The sequence below is a fragment of the Thalassospira xiamenensis M-5 = DSM 17429 genome, from assembly GCF_000300235.2.
Classification (GTDB): domain Bacteria; phylum Pseudomonadota; class Alphaproteobacteria; order Rhodospirillales; family Thalassospiraceae; genus Thalassospira; species Thalassospira xiamenensis.
This window is the reverse complement of record NZ_CP004388.1, coordinates 4384603-4410834: the sequence shown is the minus strand read 5'-3', so window position 1 is coordinate 4410834 and position 26232 is coordinate 4384603. Positions and strand designations below refer to the sequence as shown.

The 26232-nt window shown below is 52.3% G+C and carries 26 protein-coding genes; 19 read left to right on the top strand and 7 right to left on the bottom strand.

Going from position 1 to position 26232, the window contains the following annotated elements; all coding sequences use genetic code 11:
* Nucleotides 1-21: 21 nt before the first annotated feature.
* The 3 genes from hemJ to hemE all read right to left on the bottom strand — a co-directional run bounded on the left by hemJ (nucleotide 22) and on the right by hemE (nucleotide 2870).
* Nucleotides 22-450 (bottom strand): protoporphyrinogen oxidase HemJ, encoded by a 429-nt coding sequence (gene hemJ / locus TH3_RS20360; protein WP_007088500.1) that lies wholly within the window; start codon nucleotides 448-450, stop codon nucleotides 22-24.
* 91 nt (nucleotides 451-541) lie between these two features.
* Nucleotides 542-1654: a ferrochelatase gene (gene hemH, locus TH3_RS20355; protein ID WP_040061342.1), complete on the bottom strand. Its 1113-nt coding sequence runs from the start codon at nucleotides 1652-1654 to the stop codon at nucleotides 542-544.
* Nucleotides 1655-1832: 178 nt separating this feature from the next.
* The gene (gene hemE, locus TH3_RS20350) at nucleotides 1833-2870 is read right to left on the bottom strand and encodes a uroporphyrinogen decarboxylase (protein ID WP_007088502.1); all 1038 of its coding nucleotides are present in this window, start codon (nucleotides 2868-2870) and stop codon (nucleotides 1833-1835) included.
* A 666-nt stretch (nucleotides 2871-3536) separates the two neighbouring features.
* On the opposite strand from hemE, the gene TH3_RS20345 reads away from it, so the two are divergent.
* The 11 genes from TH3_RS20345 (at nucleotide 3537) to rho (ending at nucleotide 13423) form a co-directional block, all read left to right on the top strand.
* Complete coding sequence (locus tag TH3_RS20345; RefSeq protein WP_037989244.1) at nucleotides 3537-4361, top strand: pyruvate, water dikinase regulatory protein; 825 nt, start codon at nucleotides 3537-3539, stop codon at nucleotides 4359-4361.
* Nucleotides 4362-4405: 44 nt separating this feature from the next.
* Nucleotides 4406-5002, top strand: a complete 597-nt coding sequence (locus TH3_RS20340) for a Maf family protein (RefSeq protein ID WP_007088504.1) — start codon at nucleotides 4406-4408, stop codon at nucleotides 5000-5002.
* A 31-nt stretch (nucleotides 5003-5033) separates the two neighbouring features.
* Nucleotides 5034-5900 carry a shikimate dehydrogenase gene (locus TH3_RS20335; protein ID WP_007088505.1) on the top strand — a complete coding sequence of 289 codons (867 nt, stop codon included), beginning with the start codon at nucleotides 5034-5036 and terminating at the stop codon, nucleotides 5898-5900.
* Between the two features lie 31 nt (nucleotides 5901-5931).
* Nucleotides 5932-6534 carry a dephospho-CoA kinase gene (coaE, locus tag TH3_RS20330; protein WP_007088506.1) on the top strand — a complete coding sequence of 201 codons (603 nt, stop codon included), beginning with the start codon at nucleotides 5932-5934 and terminating at the stop codon, nucleotides 6532-6534.
* Nucleotides 6527-7240, top strand: a complete 714-nt coding sequence (dnaQ, locus tag TH3_RS20325; RefSeq protein ID WP_007088507.1) for a DNA polymerase III subunit epsilon — start codon at nucleotides 6527-6529, stop codon at nucleotides 7238-7240. Before coaE ends, dnaQ begins: the two co-directional genes overlap by 8 nt.
* Nucleotides 7241-7382: 142 nt before the next feature.
* Nucleotides 7383-8243, top strand: coding sequence for a substrate-binding periplasmic protein (locus TH3_RS20320; RefSeq protein WP_139328076.1), 861 nt, complete (start codon nucleotides 7383-7385; stop codon nucleotides 8241-8243).
* Nucleotides 8244-8331: 88 nt separating this feature from the next.
* A complete protein-coding gene (locus tag TH3_RS20315) occupies nucleotides 8332-8607 on the top strand; it encodes a LutC/YkgG family protein (protein WP_233421812.1) in 276 nt (91 codons plus the stop codon).
* Nucleotides 8585-9232 (top strand): Smr/MutS family protein, encoded by a 648-nt coding sequence (locus TH3_RS20310; protein WP_007088509.1) that lies wholly within the window; start codon nucleotides 8585-8587, stop codon nucleotides 9230-9232. The genes TH3_RS20315 and TH3_RS20310 overlap by 23 nt, the downstream gene beginning before the upstream one ends.
* Entirely contained in the window at nucleotides 9229-9594 is a 366-nt protein-coding gene (locus TH3_RS20305) for a helix-turn-helix domain-containing protein (RefSeq protein WP_007088510.1), read from the top strand. The genes TH3_RS20310 and TH3_RS20305 overlap by 4 nt, the downstream gene beginning before the upstream one ends.
* 223 nt (nucleotides 9595-9817) lie before the next feature.
* Nucleotides 9818-11875: a methyl-accepting chemotaxis protein gene (locus TH3_RS20300; RefSeq protein WP_007088511.1), complete on the top strand. Its 2058-nt coding sequence runs from the start codon at nucleotides 9818-9820 to the stop codon at nucleotides 11873-11875.
* 285 nt (nucleotides 11876-12160) lie between these two features.
* Nucleotides 12161-13423 carry a transcription termination factor Rho gene (gene rho / locus TH3_RS20295; protein ID WP_007088512.1) on the top strand — a complete coding sequence of 421 codons (1263 nt, stop codon included), beginning with the start codon at nucleotides 12161-12163 and terminating at the stop codon, nucleotides 13421-13423.
* A 257-nt stretch (nucleotides 13424-13680) separates the two neighbouring features.
* Here the strand turns inward: rho and TH3_RS23130 are convergent, their stop codons facing one another.
* On the bottom strand, nucleotides 13681-13854 hold the full coding sequence (locus TH3_RS23130) for a hypothetical protein (RefSeq protein ID WP_156962655.1): 174 nt from the start codon (nucleotides 13852-13854) through the stop codon (nucleotides 13681-13683).
* A gap of 268 nt (nucleotides 13855-14122) precedes the next feature.
* Here TH3_RS23130 and TH3_RS20290 point away from each other — a divergent pair, with 268 nt between their 5' ends.
* Entirely contained in the window at nucleotides 14123-14674 is a 552-nt protein-coding gene (locus TH3_RS20290; RefSeq protein WP_007088513.1) for an HD domain-containing protein, read from the top strand.
* A gap of 68 nt (nucleotides 14675-14742) precedes the next feature.
* Here TH3_RS20290 and TH3_RS20285 read toward each other — a convergent pair whose 3' ends face one another.
* From TH3_RS20285 to TH3_RS20275, 3 genes are all read right to left on the bottom strand, one after another.
* On the bottom strand, nucleotides 14743-15717 hold the full coding sequence (locus TH3_RS20285; protein ID WP_007088514.1) for a quinone oxidoreductase family protein: 975 nt from the start codon (nucleotides 15715-15717) through the stop codon (nucleotides 14743-14745).
* A 174-nt stretch (nucleotides 15718-15891) separates the two neighbouring features.
* A complete protein-coding gene (locus TH3_RS20280) occupies nucleotides 15892-16377 on the bottom strand; it encodes a methylated-DNA--[protein]-cysteine S-methyltransferase (RefSeq protein ID WP_007088515.1) in 486 nt (161 codons plus the stop codon).
* Nucleotides 16378-16509: 132 nt separating this feature from the next.
* Nucleotides 16510-18561, bottom strand: coding sequence for a thioredoxin domain-containing protein (locus TH3_RS20275; protein WP_007088516.1), 2052 nt, complete (start codon nucleotides 18559-18561; stop codon nucleotides 16510-16512).
* Between the two features lie 293 nt (nucleotides 18562-18854).
* On the opposite strand from TH3_RS20275, the gene TH3_RS20270 reads away from it, so the two are divergent.
* The 7 genes from TH3_RS20270 to TH3_RS20240 all read left to right on the top strand — a co-directional run bounded on the left by TH3_RS20270 (nucleotide 18855) and on the right by TH3_RS20240 (nucleotide 26209).
* Entirely contained in the window at nucleotides 18855-19115 is a 261-nt protein-coding gene (locus TH3_RS20270) for a DUF6489 family protein (RefSeq protein WP_007088517.1), read from the top strand.
* Between the two features lie 5 nt (nucleotides 19116-19120).
* Nucleotides 19121-19450, top strand: a complete 330-nt coding sequence (locus tag TH3_RS20265; protein ID WP_007088518.1) for a (2Fe-2S) ferredoxin domain-containing protein — start codon at nucleotides 19121-19123, stop codon at nucleotides 19448-19450.
* A gap of 320 nt (nucleotides 19451-19770) precedes the next feature.
* Nucleotides 19771-21180 (top strand): tRNA uridine-5-carboxymethylaminomethyl(34) synthesis GTPase MnmE, encoded by a 1410-nt coding sequence (gene mnmE, locus TH3_RS20260; RefSeq protein WP_007088519.1) that lies wholly within the window; start codon nucleotides 19771-19773, stop codon nucleotides 21178-21180.
* 145 nt (nucleotides 21181-21325) lie between these two features.
* Entirely contained in the window at nucleotides 21326-23224 is a 1899-nt protein-coding gene (gene mnmG, locus TH3_RS20255) for a tRNA uridine-5-carboxymethylaminomethyl(34) synthesis enzyme MnmG (protein WP_007088520.1), read from the top strand.
* A 323-nt stretch (nucleotides 23225-23547) separates the two neighbouring features.
* The gene (gene rsmG / locus TH3_RS20250; protein ID WP_007088521.1) at nucleotides 23548-24183 is read left to right on the top strand and encodes a 16S rRNA (guanine(527)-N(7))-methyltransferase RsmG; all 636 of its coding nucleotides are present in this window, start codon (nucleotides 23548-23550) and stop codon (nucleotides 24181-24183) included.
* Nucleotides 24180-25004 carry a ParA family protein gene (locus TH3_RS20245; protein ID WP_007088522.1) on the top strand — a complete coding sequence of 275 codons (825 nt, stop codon included), beginning with the start codon at nucleotides 24180-24182 and terminating at the stop codon, nucleotides 25002-25004. Before rsmG ends, TH3_RS20245 begins: the two co-directional genes overlap by 4 nt.
* Entirely contained in the window at nucleotides 25001-26209 is a 1209-nt protein-coding gene (locus TH3_RS20240; protein WP_007088523.1) for a ParB/RepB/Spo0J family partition protein, read from the top strand. The genes TH3_RS20245 and TH3_RS20240 overlap by 4 nt, the downstream gene beginning before the upstream one ends.
* The last annotated feature ends 23 nt before the right edge of the window (nucleotides 26210-26232 follow it).

Genomic DNA, 26232 nt, shown 5'->3' with positions numbered 1-26232 from the left:
ATCACCCTGAAATCATCCGGATCAGAACGGGCGGGCAATGACCATAAAGACGATAATCACCATCAGGATGGTTGGTCCCTCGTTCAAAATTCTGAAGAACTTCTGGGACTTGGTGTTTGCATCGGCGTCAAACATACGGCGATAGCGCGCCATCATCATATGCATCCCGGTCATCAGCACTACGCACAGCAATTTGACGTGGAACCATCCCTCGGTCATCACACCGGCTGCATGGATCAGATAACCGCCGAAAATCCACGATGCAATCATCGCCGGATTCATGATCGCGCGCAGCAACCGGCGTTCCATGATCTTGAACTTCTCGCTGGCTTCCGAACCCGGTGTCACTTCGCAGTGATAGACAAAAAGCCGCGGCAGATACAAAAGCCCTGCCATCCAGGCAATAATGCTGATGACATGCAGGGATTTGATAACGCTGTAGGTATCCATGTCTCTCTCTTCTGGTCGATTCGGGGCACTGGCAATCGATATTGTTTGTTTCAAACAGGATAAACGTCAAATTCCCCGATCAGCAATATAATCAGGCAGGGCCCGCACCCATCGGCTGTTTGGCCACCGCACAGCTATGTTCATCCGGGCACCACCAGCCACGCGTTTCCACCGCGTAATCATCGGGTCCGTTCTGATCAAGTTCCTGCTGGGTTTCGTTGACCACATCAACCAAGCCACTGATAAACAGCGGATGCGAACAAACCGTCCGAACACGTTCGTAAACCGGGATTTTCAGCTCATCGGCAATTTCGCGATATTCAATGTCCAGCTCGACCAGCGTTTCGGAATGCTCGGTAACAAAGGCAATCGGAACAATCACCAATGGTACGCCATCCTTGCCGGCACGTTCAATTTCATGCTCGGTCGACGGGCCAATCCATTCCATCGGCCCTACACGGCTTTGATAGCACACAAGCCAATCCAGATCGGCAATTGCCATCTTGTCGACCACGGCTTGTGCTGATTTTTCAATCTGCGACTGATATGGATCAGCACGTTTGGTAATCACTGCCTTAGGCACACCATGGGCAGAAAACAGCAGGCGTGGCTTGCCAACACCAAGATCGGCAGCCTTTTTCAGGGCATTTTCATACCCGGCCTTAACCATTTCAGCCGATGCATCAATAAAGCCAGGATTGGTTGGATAACAACACGCGGTTTTGATCGGCGCCGCAAGGCCAACCTTGTGACAGGCCCGTTTCCAGTCCTTGACCGAGGATCCGCTGGTGGTTGTTGAAAATTGCGGATAAAGCGGCAACAAAATCTGTTCATCCGCACCCCATGCCTTAACCGCGGCCGCACTTTCATCGGCAAACGGTTTCCAGTAACGCATGGCAATGAAACAGCGATTTTCATAGCCGTCATCAAGCCCGTTAAGCGCTGTTTCAAGCGCATCCGCCTGATCCTTAGTCAATTCCAGCAGCGGCGATTTTCCGCCGATATGGTTATAGATCTCGCGCGCAATCGGTGCGCGGCGCGATGAAATAAGCTTTGCCAGAAAATACCGGAACGGATTGGGCAGGCTAATAATCGCCGGATCATTAAAGAGATTGAAAAGAAACGGCTTAACCGCATCCGGGCCATCCGGGCCGCCCAGATTGAAAAGAATGATCGCGCGTTTTTTACGCTTTAGTTCGGACATCGGCATATCCTTCATGGCGTTTTGAAACTGTCCGGTTCATCCCGGAAGTTTTGTCTGGATAAACCCGTCCCACTTCTTTTGATCCTGCCGATTATAATGGCCAATCAGTATCGAAGTGCAACGGGTTTAAACCATTTTACGCATTGAATTTTTTAATCGATTTGATCGATTTCAATTATCAGCGATAATTTCGAATAAAATCGACCAGCTTGCCGACATTTTCCGGCGATGTTTCCGGGGTAATCCCGTGTCCAAGATTGAAAATGAACGGACCATCACGCAGCACATCTAGGATACGGCGGGTTTCATCAATCATTTCGTCCCCACCGGTAATCAGATACATCGGATCAAGATTACCCTGCACCGGGCCCAATGGCTGAAGTTTTTTCGCAACCCATTTCAAAGGAACACCACTATCAAGACCAACGGCATCGACACCAGTCTGCTGTTTGAAGTCGATCAGATGCAAGCCAGCACCCCTTGGGAAGCCAATCACAGGCAAATCCGGATGTACCGCCTTAAGATTTGCGACAATCTTTTTGGTCGGTTCGATCACCCAGCGTTCAAACCCGTTTTCCGACAGTACTCCGCCCCAGGTTTCAAAAAGCTGAATGCATTCCGCACCTGCTTCAACCTGTTTTAGCAGATATTGCGTGGTGGCTTCGACCAGGATTTCTATCAGACGTGAAAACCCGTCTGGATCGCCATAAGCAAAGCGGCGAATATTGGCAAAATCCTTGCTGCCCTTTCCTTCAACCATATAGGTCGCAACCGTCCAAGGTGCCCCTGCAAAACCAATGAGAGAGGTATGAGACGGAATGGATGCAGAGAGCTTTGCAACCGTCTCGTAAACCGGCCCCAGTGTGTCATGGATATGATCAACATTTAGGATGCCAAGTCCCGAAGCATCTCTAATGGCTTCAAGCTGCGGGCCTTCACCTTGCTTGAAAGCCAAATGCTGTCCAAGTGCCTGTGGTATGACGAGGATATCGGAGAACAGAATAGCCGCATCGAAGTCATAGCGCCGCAACGGCTGCAAGGTAACTTCACACGCAAGATCAGGATTATAGCAAAGATCGAGGAACGAACCTGCTTCGGACCGTGTTGCGCGATATTCCGGAAGATAGCGACCCGCCTGGCGCATGAGCCAGATGGGAGGTACCGGCAATGTTTCACCGGCAAGGGCGCGCAAAAAGGTCTTGTTTGGTTTTGGCATGACGTTTCCTGTTTGACTGCCGGTAACTGCCTTTCAACGGGCTGTTTCCGGGTATGATAGTCCCGATCCTTTTGTCAGACACGATGATCTGGCGCTTATGTCTGGTTCCCGGTTCCTGACCCGTTAATTGTGTCCTGAAGCCTTTCCAAGCCGTTTTTCCACCGTGTCTCTAACAAAACCTTCTTTAATAAAAAAGGATGTTGTTTGTTAGTGGTTACCTGTGGATAACGGGGATCAAATTTGGTGCACAGTTTATCCACATTGCGACTCGGGAAAAATGATTCATCTCAAACGGTCTTGGGGAAAACTGGGGACGAATCCGAACGACTCCCAAGGATGAGCTTGGGAAAAGCCGTTTTTGAATAATGGGGATAGCGGGGATTAATCTGGTTTTCGCCCTGTTATCCCTGCTATTAGGGAAAAAATTTTCCGCTTATCCCCCGTGGGACGAATGCATTGAGAAATTTTGTATGACGTGCAGGATAAAATCTGTGGAAAAAATTTGGCCGGAGTCGCCCCCGTTATCCACAATTATCCACAGGCCCGACTCCGTCAGTTTAATTTATGGTTGGGATTGCAGTGCCCTGACATATGGCAGATGATCGAAATATCGAACACCGGGTTTCGGTTAAGTAATATGAAATGCTGGAAAATTGCGGGTCTGCAATGATTGATGACGACAATATCTTTCACCTCCATCTGGTATCGGACTCGACCGGTGAAACCGTTGACGGGGTGGCACGTGCCTGCATTGCACAATTTCCCGATGTTCGGGCCCATGAACATGTCTGGTCGCTGATCCGAACCGATGCGCAGCTTGCCCGTGTGCTTGCCGATATCGAACGCAATCCCGGGATCGTGCTTTATACGGTTTTCGATATGGATATTCGCCGCAAGCTCGAAGAAGGCTGTCGCCGTTTGCAGGTACCGCACAGCCATGTGCTTGATAATACCATTACCATGATGGCCGGTTATCTGGGACAGCAATCACGCGGCCGCACCGGCGCCCTTCATAAAATGGACGAAGATTATTTCAACCGGATCGAAGCCATTGATTACACGCTGTCTCATGATGATGGGCAATCGACATGGGATCTTGAAGAAGCCGATGTCGTTATTGTCGGAGTTTCGCGTACGTCAAAGACACCGACCTCCGTCTATCTGGCAAATCGTGGCATCAAAACCGCCAATGTGCCGTTTGTGCCGGGGTGCCCGTTGCCCCCGGAACTCGACAAGCTGAAAAATCCGCTGGTTGTTGGCCTGATCAAGGATGTTGATCAACTGGTATCGATCCGCAAAAATCGACTGCGCCAGATCGAGCGCGGCGAGGGTGGAGATTACGTTGACCCGGTTGCGGTGCGAAACGAAGTCCATCAGGCACGCCGTTATTTTACTGATCGCAGCTGGAAGATTATCAACGTCACCAGACGATCCATCGAAGAAACTGCGGCGATCATTCTATCGACCATGTATGACCGGCGCGGTCATTAATTCGATTAATTCAAAGACATGAGCAAATCACAGGATACCGATACATGACCAGACTGATTCTGGCGTCCAGCAGCAAAGCTCGCCACTCCATGCTGACAAATTCAGGTGTGGATTGCGAGGCAATTGCCTCCATGATCGACGAAGACGGTTACAAGCAATCAATGAAGGCCGAAGGTGCCAGTGCTGCCGAAGCCGCCGAAACGCTCGCCGAAATGAAGGCATTGCGCATGTATCGACAGCAACCCGATGGTATCGTTATAGCGGCCGATCAGATGCTGGAATGCAACGGGATCTGGTTTGACAAGCCGCGTGACCGCGACAATACCCGTGCCCAGCTTCTGGCGCTTCGCGGTAAAACCCATCAACTGGTTTCGGCGGCTGTGATCTATAAGGAAGGATCACGTATCTGGGGCACCATCGATACCGCCCATCTGACCATGCGCAACTTTACGGATGAATGGCTCGAAGACTATCTTGATATCGCCGGCGACGACATTTACGACTGTGTTGGAGGTTATCAGCTTGAAGGTATTGGCGCGCAGCTTTTCACCGAAGTGCGCGGTGACTATTTTACCGTTCTGGGCCTGCCTCTTTTGCCGCTGATTGGCTTCTTGCGTGATCACGGAATTCTCAAGGCATAATAAAAGACATTCAGGCAGGAAATTCTTCATTATGACTTTGCGAACCCCTTATCGAACCCTGTCGGGTACCTCGCGCCTTGCCGGTGTGATGGGCTGGCCGGTATCGCACTCGAAATCGCCGCGTCTGCACGGTTACTGGCTGGCAAAATACGGGATCGACGGTTGCTATATGCCGCTCCCGGTAGAGCCGGATAATTTTCAGGATGCTCTGAAATCCTTGCGAAATCTGGGTTTTTCTGGGGTCAATGTCACCATTCCGCAAAAGGAAATGGCGATGCCCGAATGTGACGAACTCTCTGATCGTGCGCGTCGCATCGGAGCGGTCAATACTGTGACCTTTGCCAAGGATGGCCGCATGCTGGGCGATAATACCGATGGGTTCGGTTTTATCGAAAACCTGCGCCAAGAAGCCCCGAATATCGATTTTGCGTCTGGTCCGGCGGTGGTGTTGGGTGCGGGTGGGGCATCGCGCGCGGTTTTGATTGCCATGCTTGACGAAGGCAGTCCCGAAATCCGTATTGCCAATCGTACACGCAAACGTGCTGAAGATCTGGTGACCGAGATTAATGATCCCCGGATAAATGTTGTGAACTGGCCGCTTGATCCCACAAGCCTTGCCGATGCGGCACTTGTGGTCAATACCACAAGCCTTGGCATGGTTGGACAGCCGAAACTTGAAATCGATCTTGAAGGTTTGCCGCAAACAGCCCTTGTTACCGATATCGTTTATGCACCGCTGATAACCGATCTGCTGGCACAAGCCAAAAAACGCGGCAATCAAGTGGTTGACGGGTTAGGCATGTTGCTGCATCAGGCACGACCGGGTTTCCATCGCTGGTTCGGGATTGATCCAGAGGTTACGCCAGAGCTTCGCGAATTCGTGCTTTCGCCAGATTAATCCGAATTAAGATCACAGGACACTATTTATTATGGTGATTTTGGGACTGACCGGGTCCATCGGCATGGGTAAATCGACAGCGGCGGGGATGTTCCGCTATCTCGGTGTGCCGGTTCACGATGCTGATGCCAGCGTCCATCATTTAATGGCACCGGATGGGGCGGCATTTGAACCGATCATTTCGGCATTCCCTGATGTCCTGCAAGACGGCCGTATTGATCGCCAGATACTCGGACCAATCGTTTTTGCCGATTCCGATGCGCTGAAATGTCTTGAAGCCATTCTGCACCCGCTGGTTCGCGATGACGAAAACCGATTTCTAAGGCAGAACCGTTTGGCGCAAAGATCATTGGTTGTGCTTGATATCCCGCTTCTGTTTGAAACGGCGGGCGAAAAACGCTGCGATCAAGTTGCGGTAGTATCAGCTCCGGAGTTCATTCAACGCCAACGTGTTATGGCGCGATTAGGGATGACGGAGGCCAAATTTTCCGCCATTCTTGCCAAACAGATGCCGGATCGTGAAAAACGTCGCAAAGCCGATTTTATCATCCCGACAGGCTTGGGGCGGGCGGTAACTTTCGCTACGATACGGAGCATCGTTGACCAACTGGAAAATCGGACCCGACATGCGTGAAATTGTCCTTGATACGGAAACCACCGGCCTTGATCCATATGCAGACCATCGTCTGGTGGAAATCGGTTGCATCGAGTTGATCAATCACATGCCGACGGGACAGCAATATCACCAATATATCAATCCGCAGCGTCCGATGCCAAAAGAGGCATTTGACGTTCACGGTCTCGGTGACGATTTCCTTAAAGACCAGCCTGTTTTTGCCGAAATTGTCGATGATTTTCTCAAATTTATCGGCGATGATTCGCTTCTTGTGATCCATAACGCTGCGTTCGATATGAAATTCCTGAACGCAGAACTTGAATGGCTGAGCAAGCCGAAAATTGACATGAATCGCGCGATTGACACCGTGCAGATGGCGCGCAAAAAATTCCCTGGTTCTCCGGTCAGCCTCGATGCGCTGTGTCGTCGTTTCAAGATCGATAACTCGAACCGTACCCTGCACGGCGCACTGCTCGATTCCGATCTGTTGGCGCTGGTTTATCTTGAACTGCTGGGGGGGCGGCAACATGGGCTTTTGCTTGATTCCAATGCCAAGGACAAAGCAAAGGAGACCGCGAATACCCCGCGCATGGTGGTGGGGCCAAAGGAAAATCGTCTTGAACCACGGCTCCATATCGTCAGCGACGAAGAACTGGCTGCACATCGCGCCTATATTGAAACAAAGGTTTCCGGTGCCTTTTGGCTAAAGCACGAAGAGGTATGATGTGACCGGCATGTTTTCCCGATATGCCGTTTTTTTTCGAACTTCTTTTTTTTGTCAGATCGTCTTTTTGCTTTTTGAACTCCCGTTCTTGAACCGGCGGCTTTTCAACAAGTCGGGTCTAATCGGATGTTTGATCACTGCAATGCTTCTGTCGGGGATCCCAACCCGCGATGCGAGCGCCCAATATCAATTGGGTGACCAATCCCCGATCCAGTTGCAGCAAACAGACACCCTCATCGATGGCGAACTTGCCTATACCATTCATGCGTCTGAGGGCGGTCGTGATAAAGTCCGTCCCGAACCGGGCTATTTTGATGATCTTGTCACGACTCTGTTTAACGATGCTGGTCTGCCCTATGTTATTGCGGCCCAAGCACCCTGGAAGCGGGTTATGGAACAGGCGGTGCAGGGCACCCGGCATGTAATCTATCCGACAACTCGAACCGCGGATCGCGAAGACAGCTTCAAATGGGCTGGGCCGATCAGTCGCACGATCTGGAACCTTTATGGTTACGCCGATGCCAAATGGCAGGATATGAGCTTTGATAACATCCTGTCCTCGGCACGGATCGGCGTTTTGTTGGGATCGGCGCGTGAACCCTATTTACGTAAACGCGGCGCACAACAGCTTGTTCTGGTTCCACGCGAAGAGCTTTTACTGCCTATGTTACATGCTGATCGTGTGGATCTGATTGCAATTGGTGGTTCGGTTCTGCGCCAATATCGCGACATTGTCGATCCCAGTGCTCAGCAACGCGATATTGACGGGATTTTACCCTATCGCAGTTGTTTTCTTTATATTGCCATCAGCAATGCGGCCCCGATTGACGAGATCAAAAAACTTCAGAACTCTCTCAATAAGATCAAGCAAAGCGGCCAATTCATTAATTTACGTGAGAGACATGGCTTGTCTTCGAATACCGACAGTGCGTTTCTGCGAGCAATGTTGAACCTCGACAATAACGGTGTTGCCTGTCTTGATCTTTTCGGGCGGGATGATTGATACGGTTTATGAACATTCGCACATGTAGTGATCATCAGGCTTTGGACCCACCATTGTTCGGTTTGTGGCGCGGTTGGCGGTCATGCCTATGGCTTGGTTTACTCTGGGCCGATATGCCTTTACGCTCAATATGCTTCCCGACACCCATGTTGTCGTTTTAAAAGTCAGCGACATCGTCGGAACTTACGAAGAAGTATGGGCACGGTTGCGCGAATGGGAAGGAAACGGCAATATGCGGCGAACATTCCTTTGGGTGACAGGCCCGTCGCGAACAGGCGATATCGAACAGACGATACAGCTAGGCGCGCACGGACCGCGCCGTTTGCATATCGTTCTGGTGGATGACACAAAAGAAAACCCATAAAAGACGGCGCTCCGTCAGCGACGAAGAAAAGGCCCTTTGGGAAATTTTCACGCGTGATGTCAAACCCCTGCGTTCCAAACAGCGCAAGGGCAGCGACGCCGTGTTCGAACTGGACGACGATCATCCCAAAAGCGATACGGCGATGCCGCTTCCTGATGACCTGCAAGGCGAAATCAACAAGGCCGAAGAAGTCCGGGCTGCGCGCAATCTGCCATCTGCACGCAATGCTGATCGAGGCCCGCAGATAAAGAATCGCGCCTTGGCCGAACTTGAACCCGGTGTCACCGATAACATTGATAAGTCGACGGCCAAAAAATTCCAGAAAGGCCAGATGTCAATCGATGGACGTATCGATCTGCACGGCATGACCCAGGATGTCGCCCACCACGCACTGAATGCTTTTATCGAAGACAGCTGGCGGGCCGGAAAACGTTGTGTTCTGGTGATTACGGGCAAAGGATCGCGTGCTGATGAATATGGCCGCACCGGTCTTTTGCGCCAACGCACCCCGCAATGGCTAAGCGCGCCAAGGCTTCGCACCCGTATTCTTGCCATCAGCGAAGCCCGTATCCAGCACGGCGGATCGGGCGCTTTTTATGTTCTGCTGAAACGGAGACGACCGTGACACCCTTTGGCAATCGTATTCGCGAATTACGGGCGCGCCATAATGTCACCCTGACCGATATGGCAAACGCCTTGCAGCTCTCGCCAGCATACCTTTCCGCGCTTGAACATGGCCATCGTGGCCGGCCAAGCCCGGGTCTGGTGCAGCAAATCTGCGGCTATTTCAATCTGGTCTGGGATGAAGTTGACGAAATCAAACGCCTGGCACAGCTTTCTCATCCCAAGGTAACGGTAGATACCGCCGGGCTTGAGCCAGAGGCAACCGAACTTGCCAATCTTCTGTCGGAACGGATTGCCGGTTTAAGCGATGATCAGCTTGCCCGTATGCTTGGAATTATTGGTGAACAGAATCCCCTGAAATGACAAGGATCAAATATTAGATCTGTTTTAAATGGTATCTGCCCTTGAATCGTTTCAATCATCCTTCCACATCCGAAGTCGTAGAGAATTTTAGGTGCGCTACATAATCATGGCAAGGAAGGGTGCCGGTAACGTCGTTTTTTTGAACTGACATTTATGGGGGTCACTGTCCTCGGCAGTCAGCTCAGAAATAGCCGCGGCGATATCGAATATCGTGGGGATATACATGTTCGGCTTTCTGAAAAATGTAAAAATCAGGACGAAAATGGCCTGGTCCATCGTACCTGTTCTTATTGGTATGATTTTGTTGGCTTTCGTATTTCTTGTTCAGAATTACAATCAGATGTCATCTTTGGGCAAAATAAGTGACCTTACAGAACTTGCCCACGACATTGGCAACACTGTGCACGAATTGCAAAAAGAACGCGGAATGTCTGCCGGGTTTATTGCCTCTGAAGGCGCATCCTTTGTCCGGGAGCTCCCGGAACAACGGAAACTTGTCGATGCCAGTATCGGAAATTTGGCAATAGCAATCGACCGATTTGACCAACAAGCTTTTGGTAGTAAAACCATCGCTGACATCCGAGCTTTTGAAAAAATGCTCGACGGTATTTCCGCAATGCGTGGGCGCGTTGACAAAGGTGATGTGGCACTTGGAGATGCTGTTGGTTATTACACCAAAACCATCAAAGGAATGCTTTTGGTTGTCGGCAACATGGCGGCGATTTCTGATGATGTCGAACTTGTTCGTATGATTGCTTCCTATGAAAACTTCCTTCAAGCAAAAGAGCGTGCAGGACTTGAACGGGCAACCGGGGCTACCGGGTTTGGTATCGGCAAATTTGAAGGCGCACTTTATCGCCGCCTAGTCGAACTGATTACCATTCAGGATACCTACATTGCGGTTTTCGATGGTTTTGCAACCGATGAACTAAAGAACTTCTATACTAGGGCAATGAGTGATCCGGCGGTGGCGGAAGTCTCGCGTATGCGCAATGTCGCACTGTCTTTTCCGGAAACAGGCAGCATTGAAAACATCAAGTCCGACGCTTGGTTCAAGACAATATCGATTAAAATCAATCAACTGAAATCTGTCGAGGATCACATTGCGGCGGTTTTAATCAACTCTGCGCAAAACCGTTATTATGATGCTCAGTTACTGTTTTTCGGTCTTTTGATTGGGCTGATAGTAGCGCTTGGGCTCACTGTCGGTTTTATCATGATTGTTACCGGTAGCATCACCAAGCCGATCAATATGATGATCAACGGAATGAAAAACCTTGCTGAGGGCAGAATCGACCAAAAGATAGAAGGTGCACACCGGGGCGACGAGATTGGTGACATGGCGAGTGCCATGGAAGTTTTCCGCGAAAAACTGCATGAAAATCGTGAGATGGCAGCTGCACGGGAGCAGGATCAACTAAAACGCGAAGCAAGAGCCCGCGAGATCGAATCCATGACCCGTGATTTCAGCGAAAATGTTGAACGGTTACTTTCCTCGGTCAGTGCCGCAACCGGAGAACTTCAGAAGACTTCTGCTGACATGGAAGATGTTGCATCGAGTACGCGCGAACAAGCAACCAGTGTTGCGGCAAGTGCCGAAGAAGCATCCAGTAATGTAGAAGCTGTTTCTGCTGCAACAGAAGAACTGGCCAACTCGATTGTTGAAATTACTCGCCAAATCGAAAGCGCATCCAATCAGGCTTCAGAAGCGGCAGAGGATGCCCGCAATACTGATACAATAGCTGCTGAACTTAATGAAGGTGCGGCCCGAATTGGTGAGGTGATCAGCCTGATTCGCGATATTGCCGAACAAACAAATCTTCTTGCACTTAACGCAACGATAGAGGCCGCACGCGCAGGTGATGCCGGTAAAGGGTTTGCTGTTGTTGCAAACGAGGTCAAAAATCTTGCAACCCAGACCTCGCGCGCAACAGAAGACATTTCCGAACATGTCACTGTCCTGCAGACGGCAACCGGACAGGCGATAAATGCACTCAGTCGGATTTCAGAAAGGATCGCAAATATCGATCACACTTCGTCAACGTTGCTGGTATCGGTTGGCGAGCAGCAAAGTGCAACAGCTGAAATTGCGCGAAATGTTGAACAGGCTTCGACCGGGACGCGTGATGTTTCGGAAAATATTGCAGGTGTAAGCCATGCAACCGAACAGACCGGAGAGGCCGCGGGCGAGGTATTCCGAGCCTGCCAGAGTGTTAATCAGGTTGCCACAGATTTGCGCAACGAAGTGGAACAATTCATCGCCAATGTTAAAAAAGGCTGACATTAAACGTTGATAAGACAGCAACCTGTGCAGATTTATCTCAGTGGAATTGCGAAATTCTGCGCAGGTTGTAAACACGGTTTGACTATTGGTTCAATCGGCGTTATCAATCTGTGGTGTTTTACACCCGAAACATGAAACAGTCCTGTCTGCTTCACAACTACAAGGTTCTGACCGGTCCGCAGAAACTATGATCTGCCTGACCGTCAACCGCATTCCTCTCTATATCTCCTCTCCTTTCAATCATCGCCTTTCCCGGCAATCACAAGATCATTAAACGCACATATGCATCTTCAGGAACTCAAAAAGAAATCCCCGACGGAGCTTCTTGCCCTGTCCGAGGAACTCGAAATCGAAAACGCCAGCACGCTCCGTAAACAGGAGCTGATGTTTGCCATTCTCAAACAGCTGGCCGAAAACGATCATGCCATTTTCGGCGAAGGCGTGTTGGAGGTTCTGCCAGACGGCTTTGGCTTCCTGCGCAGTCCCGAGGCAAACTATCTTGCCGGTCCGGACGATATCTATGTCTCGCCGAGCCAGGTTAGGCGCTTTGGTCTGCGCACGGGCGATACGGTTGAAGGCCAGATTCGTTCGCCCAAGGAAGGCGAGCGTTATTTCGCGCTGCTCAAGGTCGACAAGGTCAACTTTGATGCGCCCGAAAAAGTCCGCCATCGCATCAATTTCGATAACCTGACCCCGCTTTACCCGGACGAGCCGCTCAAGATGGAGCGCCACCTTGATCAGGAAGGCAACAAGGACATCACCAACCGTGTGATTGAACTTGTTTCCCCGCTTGGCAAAGGTCAGCGTGCCCTGATCGTCGCACCGCCGCGCACCGGTAAAACCGTGATGCTGCAAAACATTGCGCACGCGATTGAGGAAAACCACCCGGAAGCCTATCTGATCGTTCTTCTGATTGATGAACGCCCGGAAGAAGTGACCGACATGGACCGTTCCGTGAAGGGCGAGGTCATCAGTTCGACCTTCGACGAACCCGCACAGCGTCACGTCCAGGTCACTGAAATGGTTCTGGAAAAGGCAAAACGCCTGGTTGAGCACAAGCACGATGTCGTCATCCTGCTGGACTCCATCACTCGTCTTGCACGTGCTTACAACACCGTCGTTCCAAGCTCCGGCAAGGTTCTGACCGGTGGTGTCGATGCCAACGCCCTGCAGCGCCCGAAACGCTTTTTCGGTGCGGCACGTAACATCGAAGAAGGCGGCTCGTTGACCATCATCGCAACTGCCCTGATTGATACCGGTTCGCGCATGGACGAGGTCATCTTTGAAGAATTCAAAGGTACTGGTAACTCCGAGCTTATTCTGGATCGCAAACTGTCCGACAAACGTATCTTCCCGGCGATCGATATTCTTAAATCGGGTACCCGTAAGGAAGAACTGCTCGTCGAAAAAAGCGCGCTCTCCAAAATGTGGGTTCTGCGCCGTATCCTCAACCCGATGGGGCCGCAGGATGCGATGGAATTCCTGCTCGGTAAGCTCAAATCGACAAAAAACAACGACGATTTCTTCGATTCAATGAATGGCTGATCGCCGTTCGATCCTGTAATCGACCCGTCATGGAAAACCCCCGGCAATCTGTCGGGGGTTTTTGTTTGCCGGCAGGAGGTATCCGACAGGTTTATGAGTGCGGTAGATCACTGTGATCTACTTCGCTTGAACAGTGACAGGTTGCCTTTGCGCGATGAATATATCTGTGCTGTGCGGGCCGCCGAATGGCAGGCACTCGCCGGAACCGGGCCTGATCTGCAACCTTGCGGGATGTTTCATGTGAAACACTTCGCTATTCAGGTCATTGCCAATGTTAGTTCGGCATTGTGACCGTCAAGTTTCTGCCGGATCAGTTTGCTATCACCCGGTTCGACATGCAGCTTTCCATTACCAAAATGAAGCCCGATATGATGTACCCCGTATCGAAGGGTGATTGTCAGCTCATCAGCAGCGACGATTTCGCAATCCATTTGGTTATTGGCGGCCAGATGATGGGGCGGGGCCGATTTCCAGCCGGTTTGCGGTGCCAGACTGGTTAAATGCAGAGGTTCGGTAGCCGGTATTTTGCAAGGTTAGTTTAAGATTCATTTCCTCGGGCATGTCTCGCTTATCTCCTTGATTTTGGCTCTTTCCTGTATGTGGGGCATAGATTTTTGATGTCGATAGCCATCAATGCTTGCAGTAGCCGCAATCAAATGTGACTCTGGTCTCGTTCTTCCACTACTTTTTTCAAGGCTGATGCAGCTTTTACTGAAATCCGTCGATTTTGCCGCCCGCGCGCATCGTGACCAGCGCCGCAAAGGCCCGGCCCATGAACCCTACATCAATCACCCGATCGAGGTATCGCGCCTGATCATCGAGTGCGAACCGCATACGGATGAATACGTGCTCTGTGCTGCGGTCCTGCATGATGTGATCGAGGATTGCGGGGCGACTCGCGATGAAATTGCCGCCTGTTTCAATGAAATGATCGCCGATATCGTCCTTGAAGTCAGCGATGACAAGGCGCTGCCGCGCGATGAGCGCAAAGCCCGCCAGATCGAAACCGCCCCGCATCTTAGTAACGGGGCTAAACTGGTCCGTCTGGCCGATAAGGTCGCCAATGTTGGCGCGATGTTGACCGATACCCCGGTTGGCTGGGACCGAGAACAGATTCTGCGCTATGTCGATTGGGCCGAAGCTGTCATTGCTCCGTGCCGTGCGGTTAGCTCCGGCCTGTCGGATCGTTTCGATGCTATCGCGCGCGATGTTCGTGCCTGGCACACGGAAAAGGAAGAGGCGGGGGTTTAACCCTGCCTCTTCCCATTCCTTTCATTTCCGCAAAGGCGTGAATCGATGTTTTTCAATGCGATAAAGTCTTAGGGTTTCAGTATGACCGAGCCCGTTGTTTTGCGGCCTTCAAGGTCGTCATGTGCGTGTTTGGCATCCGCAAGGTCATATGTCGCGCCGATATCAATCTTCACCACACCAGATTTCAGGACGTCAAACAGCTCGTTTGCAGTCGCCAGAAGCTCTTCGCGGGTGTCGGTATACTGGAAGACGCTTGGCCGGGTCAGGAAATAGGCCCCAGGTGCGAGTGCCTTAAGCGGGATGGGCGGAACGGCGCCTGATGACTGGCCGAAACTGACCATCATGCCAAGCCGTTTCAGACAATCGAGCGAGTCGTCAAAGGTATCCTTACCGACGGAATCATAAACTACTTCAACGCCTTGGCCGTTGGTGATCTCTTTTACACGCTCGGATACCTTTTCCTCGCGATAAAGGATCGGATAATCGCAGCCCTTGGATTTGGCGATCTCGGCTTTTTCCTTCGATCCGACGGTGCCGATTACGGTGGCACCCAGATGTTTGGCCCACTGGCAAACAATCTGGCCAACCCCGCCTGCAGCCGCATGGATAAGGATCGTATCGCCTTTTTTGACGTGATAGGTTCGGCGCAAAAGATACTGAGCGGTCATGCCCTGCAACATTGCGGCTGCTGCAAGATCAAAGCTGATTCCGTCCGGGATTTTAACCAAACCCTTGGCCGGCATTACACGTGCCTCGGCATAGGCACCCAGCGGTTGTGCGGCATAGGCAACCCGATCACCAACTGCAAGGTCGGTTACGCCGTCACCAACCGCCTCGATCACGCCCGAACCTTCAAGCCCAAGGCCCGATGGCAGGGACGGGGCCGGATAAACCCCGGAACGGAAATAGATATCGATATAGTTCAGCCCGACGGCTTCCTGTCGCAGGCGAACTTCACCCGCACCCGGTGCGCCGATCTCGACATCTTCAAAACGCAGCACATCGCTGCTACCGGTTTCATAAAATCGGAAAGCTTTGGTCATGGAGACCTCCCGTTAAGGCGCCGTTTGGCGCTTGTCTGATCAATGGTCCAAGTCTATGTCAGAAAACGCCATTTTACTATTCAGCAGGTTTGGTTTTGTCCGTTCGGACGGAGGTTAAAAGACGATATTTCACCTGATGGAATGCCAGACAAAATTGGCTGATAGCTGCTTTTTTCAGAACAGGTTACCCTGATCGATTGGGATGATCAGATCTACGCCTTCGATCTTCAAAAGCGCGCGTTTGGTTTCAAGTCCACCGTCGCCGGAATAGCCACCCGGTTTGCCGCCGCTTGCCAGAACCCTGTGACACGGAATGATGATCGGGATCGGATTAAGCCCGCAGGCTGTGCCGACCGCTTGATAGGCTGTTGGTGCCCCGGCGGCAATTGCCAAATCTTTATAAGTCGCTGTTTTGCCGCGCGGGATTTTGCACATCGCATCCCATACCGCCTTATGGAAATCGGTGCCATCGGGCGCCAGCGGCAGGTTGAAAGCATCAAGCTTGCCATCGAAATAGGCATTGAGCTGCGCTTTGGCATCGCTCAGGACCGGACTCGGTTCCATATCCTCGACAAAGCCCCAATCGACGGCGACGATCTGATCGTCGAATTCGAAAATTGTAATCGCCCCGACCGGGCTGTTCATCGAAATCTGCGGCATGGTCGAAATCCTGCGGCTTGTGGGAAGGGGTAAAAGGCATAATTAATTTTTGGACGCCGGAGGAGGAGGCCAACCATCGGATGTTTCACGTGAAACATCCGAGTTGAGCAGGCATCGTATCAGCGGCTCTTCTTATGTCGACTTATTTGGTAAATTGGCAAGCAGCTTGGCAAGGTCGGCGACATTAGTAACCGGGGCGGAACAGACCGACCCCTGACAGACATAGGCTGTCTCATGTCCGTCAATCGCGGTTTTTCCCTTGGCTGGGTGCAGGTCGGGCAGGGCATCGGTGTCGGCCAGAATGGTGATCGCACGGTTTGGCAGATAGGCGGCAAAGATGGCACGCCGCATTTCCATGTACATCTGGCTGCGTTCCTTGGCGATCAGCACGATTTGAAGCGGATTTTGCAGCATTTCGGCTGCCAGAAGAAGGCCAGGCATGTTGGGAAATTGTTCGTTTAATCGCCCGGCAAAGGCGGCAATGGTGATTTCCGCCCGGTCGCGATATTTGGTATCGCCGGTCAGGGCATAAAGCCGTGCCAGATTTTGTGCCATGACCGAATTCCCAGCCGGAACCGCATTATCCATATGCGGTTTCTGGCGCACAACCAGATCATCGGCATCAGATGCCGATTGGAAATAACCACCTTTGGTGTCGGCAAACAGGTTTTCGACTGCTTCGCACCATTCGGTGGCTTCGCGAAGGTATGCATCCTCGCCAAAGCATTCATAAAGCCGCAAAGCCGCGCGGATCATGTGCGCGTAATCTTCGAGCATCCCGGCATGCTGTGCCTTTCCATTGCGATAACTATGCAGGAAGCGCCGGTCATTGCTTTCGCCAGTCATCAGGCTGTTGATCACAAAATTATAGGCAAGCTTTGCATAATCAAGCCAGTCTGCGCGCTTGAACACCATTGCGGCTTCAGCCAAAGCTGCGATGGTCATAGCGTTCCAGTCGGTCAGAGCCTTGTCATCCCATCCCGGCCAGATGCGCTTGTTGCGCACTGCCAAAAGCTTTGTCCGTGTTTCCGAAAGTTTCTTTTCCGTCGTTCGGTCCGCAAGGCCAAGGCCCGATTGCGTGCGGTTCAGGATATTTTTATGTTCCCAGTTGCCCGAGGGACTGACGTCATAGATATCCTTGAACAGGGCGGCATCATTGCCAAGAATGGCGTTAATTTCGGCTTCGTCCCAGACATAGAACTTGCCTTCTACACCCTCGCTGTCGGCATCAAGGCTGGCGGCAAAGGCTCCGCCGGGGACTCGCATATCGCGCAGTATCCAGTCGATGGTTTCGGAAATGCGGGCTTCATAAAGCGGGTTGCCGGTTTCACGCCAGACATCACACAGAAGATCAATCAGCTGCGCATTATCATACAGCATCTTTTCAAAATGCGGCACCAGCCATTGGTCATCGACGGCATAACGGGCAAAACCGCCACCGACATGGTCATAAATCCCGCCCTGGCACATGCGATCAAGGCTGTGGCGGACGATGCGTTTAAGATCGGTATCGTTGGTGCGAACTCCGACACGCCATATAAGGGCCAGAATGCTTGGTTGCGGGAATTTTGGCGCACCATTGGTGCCGCCATTTTCGCCGTCCATGATCTGTAAGCAGCCATGACCGCACTGATCAATCATCGCGAGCGACGGCATCGACCCGGTTGCACCGCTATTCATTTTAATCAGCGCCTGACCGATCTGTGCAACGTTATGGCGGATGTTATCGGGCTGTTGGGTATAGATTTCTGAAACCGACTTCAAAACATCGCCAAATCCCGGGCGGCCATACCGGGCCTCCTTGGGGAAATAGGTCCCACCCCAGAACGGTTCGCCATCCGGCGTCAGGAACATGGTCAACGGCCATCCGCCCTGCTGACCCAGCAATGCCAGCGCATTCTGATAGACACTATCAAGATCGGGGCGTTCCTCGCGGTCGAGCTTAATATTCACAAACAGCTCGTTCATCAGTGCCGCGATACCATCGTCCTCGAAACTTTCATGTGCCATAACATGGCACCAGTGACACGCCGCATAGCCAACCGACAGCAGAACAGGCTTGTTTGCCGCCTTGGCCGCGGCAAGAACCTCGGTACTCCAGGGTTGCCAATGCACCGGATTGTCACGGTGCTGCAAAAGATAGGGGCTGGTTTCCGAACCAAGATTGTTCTGCGCAAGTTTCATGGCGTCGTATCCTGTGCCCGTCCGGATTTCCTGTGAAGGTGGCGGGCTTTTTATGGTTTGCGGGAAGGGAAGTGTTCCATCCCATTACTGACATTCATTCTATGGATGTAAGGGTAAAGCCCCTGAAGCGAAAGACAAGGGGGGTAAAGGGATTGGATTAGCAATATATTGCGATTTTATCGGCTTTTAACTGATTGGAAGTGCTCTGAGGTCGATAGTGATTGAGAACTTCGCACGGGCGTCCATAATGGACCCAATAAAAAGCAGAAGATCAAACAGAGGAGATCAGGGCGATGAAAGTTTCCGTGGATATTGATTGCACGCCGGAAGAACTGCGCACCTTTTTTGGTCTGCCCGATGTGCAGCCTATGCAGCAGGCCTTGATGAAAGATATCGAGGACCGGATGAAAGCTAATCTTGCGGCGATGGATCCCGAAACCATGCTCAATACCTGGCTGCCGCAGGGCATGCAGAACTGGGAACAGCTTCAGAAAGCCTTCTGGAGCCAGTTTAACGCTGCCGGAAACACCACTGGCAAGAACACCAAGGACTGACTAGCTTGACGACCGAGGCACATTTTTATCAGGCGCATGTTTTCGTGTGCCAGAACGAGCGCCCCGCGACGCACGAACGCGGATGCTGCAATTCCAAGGGTGCTATGAAGCTTCGAAATTACATGAAGGTTCGCGCCAAGGAACTAGGTCTGCCGATGACTCGTATCAATACCGCTGGATGTCTTGATCGCTGCGAACTGGGGCCGGTGATGGTTATCTATCCCGAAGGCACTTGGTATCGTTACGAGACGATCGAAGATATTGATACCATCCTTAATGACCATCTGGTCGGGGGAAAGGTGGTTGAACGGCTGCGCCTAAGCCCGGATCAATAAACCGGTAAGGCGCGATGCGCGGCATCATCATTAGGACAATCACTTCAAACGGCTCCGACAGGGGTCGTTTTGTGTTTTCCGGCAACGAGAACGGTGACAGGTTGGTGCCGTTTCCAAAGATCTGTCAATCAAACTGGAAACCGGTTTCCGCGAGGATTGTTTGGTGGTCAGAAAGCTGATGATATGCCGCTTTCAGCTATCTTGTGCAGCCTTAAAGCCCCGTTTGTGATTGCAGCTATATGTTGACCTTCGCGGAATGCTGACCGATATGGACAGCCAGCAACATTTTTCTTCAGATGGCGTGACGGATAGCAGAACGGATGACGATTAACGTAACCGACAGTGGAACCCCGATCCGAGTGGGCCAGACAGACACCATATTTGCCCTTTCCAGCGGCGCTGGGCGGGCCGGGGTGGCGGTTATCCGGCTATCCGGGCCAATGGCTGGGGCGACATTGTGCGCGCTTCTGGGCCGCGACAGCCTGCCAAAACCACGTCATGCGATCTATGCGCCGATCCATGATCCGAAAACGAACGAGCGACTTGATGATGCGGTAGCGATCTATTTTGCAGGTCCGGCCAGCTTTACAGGCGAGGATGTCGTCGAGCTTCATACTCATGGCGGGCGTGCGGTAATCGACGGTGTTCTTGATTGCTTGGCCGCTCGACCGGGCCTGCGTATCGCCGAACCGGGGGAATATACCAGACGTGCCTTCGAAAATGGCAAAATGGACCTGACCGCGGCCGAGGGCATTGCCGATCTGATTGATGCCGAAACTGCGGCCCAACGCAGGCAGGCCGTGCGCCAGATGGCAGGCGAATTGGGCGCCCTTTACGAAAACTGGCGCGCGCGTTTAATGAAGGCATTGGCCTACATCGAGGCGGATATCGATTTTCCGGACGAAGATTTGCCTGGTGGTATTGTGCCGGTGGTGCGTGGTGATTTGTCATCCGTTCACGGCGAGATGGATAAACATCTCGCCGACAACCGGCGCGGCGAACGGTTGCGCGAAGGTTTCCAGATCGTGATTCTCGGTGCGCCTAATGCCGGTAAATCAAGCCTTCTGAACCGGCTGGCAAGGCGTGAGGCGGCGATTGTGTCCGAGATCGCTGGAACCACGCGCGATATGATCGAAGTCCATCTTGATCTTGGTGGTTTTCCCGTCACCATGGTGGATACTGCGGGCCTTCGCGAAAGTGGCGATGTGATCGAAACCGAGGGTGTTCGCCGTGCAACCGCCCGCGCGGAGGATGCGGATTTGCGGCTTGTTGTGGTGGATCGTTCCGACTGGCCCCACATCGACGCAGAGGCTGCGCGCCTGATTGATGCCAATACGATCCTTCTGGTCAATAAGGTGGATGGTGTGGATGTTGGCGATATCCCGACAGTCTGGTCTGGAAAATCGGCAATAGGGGATCGGCTTGAGCTGCCCGTTTTGCCCATATCGGCCATGACCGGGCAGGGGATGGAAAGCCTCTTGCAACTGCTGGAGACTCGCGTAAAAGAAGGGCTCGATTTTGCGGGACCAGTTCCCCTGACACGGCTGCGGCACCGCCAGGCACTTGAGCGTGCCAGTGATCATCTGGATCGCGGATTGCAGACCGATATTGCCGAATTGGCGGCCGAGGATGTTCGCCTTGCCGTGCGTGAAATCGGTAAAATCACCGGACGCGTCGATGTGGAAGACCTGCTTGATATTATCTTCGGCGACTTCTGTATCGGCAAATAAGATTATCAGAAATTGTTTCACGTGAAACATCGGCCATTTCGATGACACGTGGTTTTGAATTAAGACCTGAATAAGACTCGCAAGCTGTGTTGCATTGAGCAGATGTCATGGCTTGGCGTAGTCAAGGAATTCAACGAGGAATTCGATGTCGGATAACCGATTTGATGTGATTGTTGTTGGCGGGGGCCATGCCGGGTGCGAGGCTGCGGCTGCGGCTGCGCGCATGGGAGCGAAAACCGCACTGGTCACACACCGTGCTGATCGTATCGGAGAAATGTCTTGCAACCCGGCTATTGGCGGGCTTGGCAAGGGGCATATGGTTCGCGAGGTCGACGCGCTTGACGGTGTGATGGGTCGTGCGATTGACCGCGCCGGGATCCAATTCCGAATGCTGAACCGTTCCAAGGGACCGGCTGTGCGCGGCCCACGCGCGCAGGCTGATCGGAAGCTGTATCGCGAAGCGGTGCAGGATATTCTGGCCAATCAGGAAAACCTGACGATCATCGAAGGCGCGGTTCACGACCTTAAAATTGCCGAGGGCGATGACAGCCGCGTGACCGGTGTGATCACCGAAGACGGGCGCGAATATGATGCCGGTGCGGTGGTTCTGACAACGGGAACATTCCTGCGTGGTCTTATTCACATTGGCGAAAAAACCACTCCGGCCGGGCGTATCGGTGATGCGCCAGCACTTGGTCTTTCGGAAACTTTGGAAAAATTCGAATTCCGTTTGGGGCGTTTGAAAACCGGCACCCCGGCACGGCTTGATGGCCGAACGATCGATTGGGCCAGTCTTCAAGAACAGCCGGGTGACAATCCGCCCGATCCGTTTTCCTTCCTGACCCAAGAAATCACCGTACCGCAAATCCCGTGTCACATGACTTGGACAACTGAGGCGACGCACGAAATCATCCGTGCAAACCTGCATCGGGCTCCGATGTATAGTGGCCAGATCAAAAGCAGTGGCCCGCGTTATTGTCCGTCCATCGAAGACAAAGTTGTGCGTTTCGCCGAAAAGAACCAGCACCAGATTTTTCTGGAGCCAGAAGGGCTCGACGATCCGACGGTTTATCCGAACGGCATTTCAACCTCACTTCCCGAAGAAGTTCAGCTTGCGATGCTGGCCACCATTCCGGGTCTCGAGAAGGTCGCGATTTTCCGTCCTGGCTACGCAGTGGAATATGATTTTGTTGATCCGCGCGAGCTGCGCCATACGCTGGAAACCAAGAAAGTCAGTGCACTGTTCTTTGCCGGGCAGATCAATGGCACGACCGGTTACGAAGAGGCTGCCGGGCAGGGACTTGTCGCGGGTGTTAATGCTGCCCTTGTCGCCGGAAGCACAGCAGGGGCGGTTGAGCGCGAATTTGTTCTTGATCGTGCTGACGCCTATATCGGTGTGATGATTGATGATCTGGTGACGCTGGGCACGCGCGAACCTTATCGCATGTTTACCTCACGCGCTGAGTATCGTTTGATGCTTCGTGCGGACAATGCTGACCAGCGTCTGACGGATCGTGGTCTTGACATCGGCTGCGTGGCATCGCATCGCCAGCAGGTTTGGGGTGATAAAAAACTTTCGCTTGAAACAGCCAAACGCACCGTTTCCGATTTGACCGAAACCCCGAATGGTCTGGCGAAGCATGACATCAAAATCAATCAGGATGGTGTGCGGCGCTCGGCGTATGACTTGCTGGCATATCCGGATATTGATTTCGATACCTTGACCCGCGTCTGGCCGCAGCTTTCTGAAATTACCCCGGCGATCCGAGAACAGGTTTCAATCGATGCGCAATATAAAGGCTATCTGGATCGCCAGTCCGCCGATGTTGCGGCCTTCCGTCGGGATGAAGAGTTGCGTCTGCCGCGCGATCTTGACTTCGATAGCGTCGGCAGCCTTTCGGCGGAAATACGTTTGAAACTGAAAGAAATCCAGCCCGAAACTATTGGTGCTGCATCACGCATTCCGGGTGTCACCCCCGCGGCAGTGACCGCCTTGCTTGGGCATATCAAAAGCCACAAGCATAAGGCGATACGCAGTGCCTGATTGGAACTTACGTTGAGTTGTCCATAATTTCGGAAAGGCAGCACATTTTGTATAAGTGTGCTGCCCTTTTTTGATGTGCCGCTGTTTATCATTGACGATGGGGTTTCATTCACCGCGGGCTTTAAATACAATATCTGAATATCTGCTTGGTCTTATTCTGGCCCACCGGCTTTGCACGCGTGATGCTTTTACTTGTCTGTAAAATGTTTCACGTGAAACATTTTCGTGTTTTTCCCAAAAATTATTGATTTCGACGCGATAAAACGTGTTTGCTTAAAAAATCAAGTCTGGTGCGAATCATTAACGCGGATTATAACTCGAACATGCAATCCATTTCAGAACCCGTAAAAACATGGTTTGAGACCGATTTGAATGTTTCACGTGAAACATTGGACCGTCTTGGCCTTTATGCTGACCTTGTTGTCAAATGGCAGCCAAGGATCAATATCGTTGGTGCCAGCACGGCTGATGACGTCTGGACACGTCATTTACAGGATTCTGCGCAGCTTTGGCCGTATGTGGAAGACGTTGTCCGTGGCGGCAAAATTGTCGATTTCGGTTCCGGGGCAGGGTTCCCAGGGATCGTTTTGGCGATTTTGGGTGCGAATAACGTGATTTTAATGGAATCAAACACCAAGAAAACCGTGTTTCTGCTGGAAGCAGCGCGGGTTTGTGGGGTGTTGGGCCAGATCGAAATTGCCCGCGAGCGTATTGAAGCCGCCAACGCGCGTGAAGCCGACGTGATTACAGCCCGCGCATTTGCGCCATTGCCAAAGCTTCTGGAGCTTGGGCAGCGGCATCTTAAACCGGGCGGGCATTATGTGTTGCTAAAAGGACGTGCCTTTGAGGAAGAGCTGGCCGATGCACGTGCAGTCGGTTGGGTATTCACTGTAACCACCCATGCCAGCCTGGTTGATCCGGAAGGCGTGGTGATGATTTTGCAAGGAGTTGACCGGTGACCGACGTTATTGATTTGCCGCTTTCAATCTCTTCCGAGGCCGGTCACCGGCCGCGGATCATTGCCGTGGCCAACCAGAAGGGCGGGGTTGGTAAAACTACGACTACGATAAACCTGGCAACTGCGTTGGCGGCTGTAAACCAGCGGGTTTTGATCGTTGATCTTGATCCGCAGGGTAACGCAAGCACCGGTTTGGGCCTGCGTCCGTCTGAGCGCCAGATAAGTTCTTATGACGTACTGATCAACGGCAATACGCTGGAAGAAGCACGCAAGGCAACTGCTATTCCACGCCTGACGATTGTGCCATCAGGTATGGATCTTTCTGGGGCGGAGATAGAGCTTGTCGATTTTGAACGCCGCGAGATGCAGCTTAAAGAATCGCTCGGTCGGTTGCCGCATGATGTCGATTATGTGCTGATCGATTGCCCGCCGTCACTTGGCTTGCTGACGCTTAATGCGTTGGTTGCCAGTGATGCGGTTCTGGTGCCGCTCCAGTGCGAGTTTTTCGCGCTGGAGGGGATCAGCCATCTGGTACGCACCATTAAGCGGGTGAAAAAGGCTTTTAACCCTGCTCTTGAAATTCAGGGCATTGTTTTGACGATGTATGACAAGCGTAACAACCTGTCAGCACAGGTAGCCAATGACGTACGCGACTATTTTGGTGATGTCGTTTATCGCACGGTGATCCCGCGCAATGTCCGTGTATCAGAGGCGCCAAGCCACGGTACGCCGGTGCTTGTCTATGATATGAAATGTCCGGGGTCGCGGGCATATCTTAATCTTGCAAGCGAAGTTCTGAAACGCGAAGGGGTGAAGGCATGAGTGAGGCAAAAAAACGCGGTTTGGGACGGGGGCTATCGGCCCTGCTGGGCGAGGAAGACGATGATGTCGGTGCAGCGGTTGCTGGTAGCAATGAGGCTGTTGCTCATCCAGGCCCTGGCGGGACCACACAGCTGATTGCCATCACCGATCTGAAGCCATCACCATTCCAGCCGCGCAGCAATTTTGATGACGAGGCGATTGACGATCTGGCGGCATCGATTCGTCAGAAGGGTATTATTCAGCCGATTCTTGTGCGGGCGTCCTCTACAGGTGAAACCACCTATGAAATCATTGCCGGTGAACGTCGCTGGCGAGCTGCACAGCGGGCGCAATTGCACGAAGTGCCGGTTCTGGTACGTGATTTTGACGACAGGGAAACCGCCGAGATTGCCCTGATCGAAAACCTGCAAAGGCAGGATTTGTCGCCACTCGAGGAATCCGAAGGTTATAGCCGCCTGATGAGCGATTTTTCGCATACCCAGGAGGCATTGGCTCAGGCGCTTGGCAAAAGCCGCAGTCATATTGCGAACAGCCTGCGTTTATTGACGCTTCCTGCACCGATCAAGCAGATGTTGTCGGATCGTGTGCTGAGCCCCGGTCATGCGCGGGCCCTGTTGGGGGCGAATAACGCGGTCGAGCTGGCAAACCAGATCGTCAAGAAGGGGCTAAACGTTCGCCAGACCGAGAAACTGGTGAAAAGTGACGGCGGTAAAACCGCGCGCCAGAAGAAGCCTTCGTCGGGACGCACAAGCGATAAAGATCCAGATACAGTGGCGCTGGAGCATGATCTTAGCAATATGTTGGGGTTGGCAGTAAATATCGATTTTGACGGGGCGGGTGGTAAAATCTCTGTTAGGTATGAAACCCTTGAGCAACTTGACGATATTCTCAAACGTTTGAGTCAGGGACGGTTGGGCGAGTCGGCACCGGTTAATGACGAGGATGATCCGCTTGCTCCCGAAGGTGAGGGGGACAACGAATTCGATTCGATGTTTATAGATGAGGATCTTCTGACTGACGAGCTCGAATCGATTGCCGACGCGACCGAGGTCGCGCTGGATGCCGATGACTCGTTTCTAGACGAGCCAGAAGGCGATATGCCGATTGAGCAGGATGAAGTCGGTGAAGAGGCGCTTGAGACATTGTCGGACACGAAAGTCCTGAAGAGTAAAGCTCATGGAGCCCTAAGTAATAGCGACAAATAGATTTTTATAGCCAATCCGCAAAC

Excerpts from the sequence above, each read along its gene's own strand:
- hemJ (WP_007088500.1), bottom strand. The coding sequence starts at position 450 with ATGGATACCTACAGCGTTATCAAATCCCTGCATGTCATCAGCATTATT.
- hemH (WP_040061342.1), bottom strand. The coding sequence starts at position 1,654 with ATGTCCGAACTAAAGCGTAAAAAACGCGCGATCATTCTTTTCAATCTG.
- hemE (WP_007088502.1), bottom strand. The coding sequence starts at position 2,870 with ATGCCAAAACCAAACAAGACCTTTTTGCGCGCCCTTGCCGGTGAAACA.
- TH3_RS20345 (WP_037989244.1), top strand. The coding sequence starts at position 3,537 with ATGATTGATGACGACAATATCTTTCACCTCCATCTGGTATCGGACTCG.
- TH3_RS20340 (WP_007088504.1), top strand. The coding sequence starts at position 4,406 with ATGACCAGACTGATTCTGGCGTCCAGCAGCAAAGCTCGCCACTCCATG.
- TH3_RS20335 (WP_007088505.1), top strand. The coding sequence starts at position 5,034 with ATGACTTTGCGAACCCCTTATCGAACCCTGTCGGGTACCTCGCGCCTT.
- coaE (WP_007088506.1), top strand. The coding sequence starts at position 5,932 with ATGGTGATTTTGGGACTGACCGGGTCCATCGGCATGGGTAAATCGACA.
- dnaQ (WP_007088507.1), top strand. The coding sequence starts at position 6,527 with ATGCGTGAAATTGTCCTTGATACGGAAACCACCGGCCTTGATCCATAT.
- TH3_RS20320 (WP_139328076.1), top strand. The coding sequence starts at position 7,383 with ATGCTTCTGTCGGGGATCCCAACCCGCGATGCGAGCGCCCAATATCAA.
- TH3_RS20315 (WP_233421812.1), top strand. The coding sequence starts at position 8,332 with ATGGCTTGGTTTACTCTGGGCCGATATGCCTTTACGCTCAATATGCTT.
- TH3_RS20310 (WP_007088509.1), top strand. The coding sequence starts at position 8,585 with ATGACACAAAAGAAAACCCATAAAAGACGGCGCTCCGTCAGCGACGAA.
- TH3_RS20300 (WP_007088511.1), top strand. The coding sequence starts at position 9,818 with ATGTTCGGCTTTCTGAAAAATGTAAAAATCAGGACGAAAATGGCCTGG.
- rho (WP_007088512.1), top strand. The coding sequence starts at position 12,161 with ATGCATCTTCAGGAACTCAAAAAGAAATCCCCGACGGAGCTTCTTGCC.
- TH3_RS23130 (WP_156962655.1), bottom strand. The coding sequence starts at position 13,854 with ATGGATTGCGAAATCGTCGCTGCTGATGAGCTGACAATCACCCTTCGA.
- TH3_RS20290 (WP_007088513.1), top strand. The coding sequence starts at position 14,123 with ATGCAGCTTTTACTGAAATCCGTCGATTTTGCCGCCCGCGCGCATCGT.
- TH3_RS20285 (WP_007088514.1), bottom strand. The coding sequence starts at position 15,717 with ATGACCAAAGCTTTCCGATTTTATGAAACCGGTAGCAGCGATGTGCTG.
- TH3_RS20280 (WP_007088515.1), bottom strand. The coding sequence starts at position 16,377 with ATGCCGCAGATTTCGATGAACAGCCCGGTCGGGGCGATTACAATTTTC.
- TH3_RS20275 (WP_007088516.1), bottom strand. The coding sequence starts at position 18,561 with ATGAAACTTGCGCAGAACAATCTTGGTTCGGAAACCAGCCCCTATCTT.
- TH3_RS20270 (WP_007088517.1), top strand. The coding sequence starts at position 18,855 with ATGAAAGTTTCCGTGGATATTGATTGCACGCCGGAAGAACTGCGCACC.
- mnmE (WP_007088519.1), top strand. The coding sequence starts at position 19,771 with ATGACGATTAACGTAACCGACAGTGGAACCCCGATCCGAGTGGGCCAG.
- mnmG (WP_007088520.1), top strand. The coding sequence starts at position 21,326 with ATGTCGGATAACCGATTTGATGTGATTGTTGTTGGCGGGGGCCATGCC.
- rsmG (WP_007088521.1), top strand. The coding sequence starts at position 23,548 with ATGCAATCCATTTCAGAACCCGTAAAAACATGGTTTGAGACCGATTTG.
- TH3_RS20240 (WP_007088523.1), top strand. The coding sequence starts at position 25,001 with ATGAGTGAGGCAAAAAAACGCGGTTTGGGACGGGGGCTATCGGCCCTG.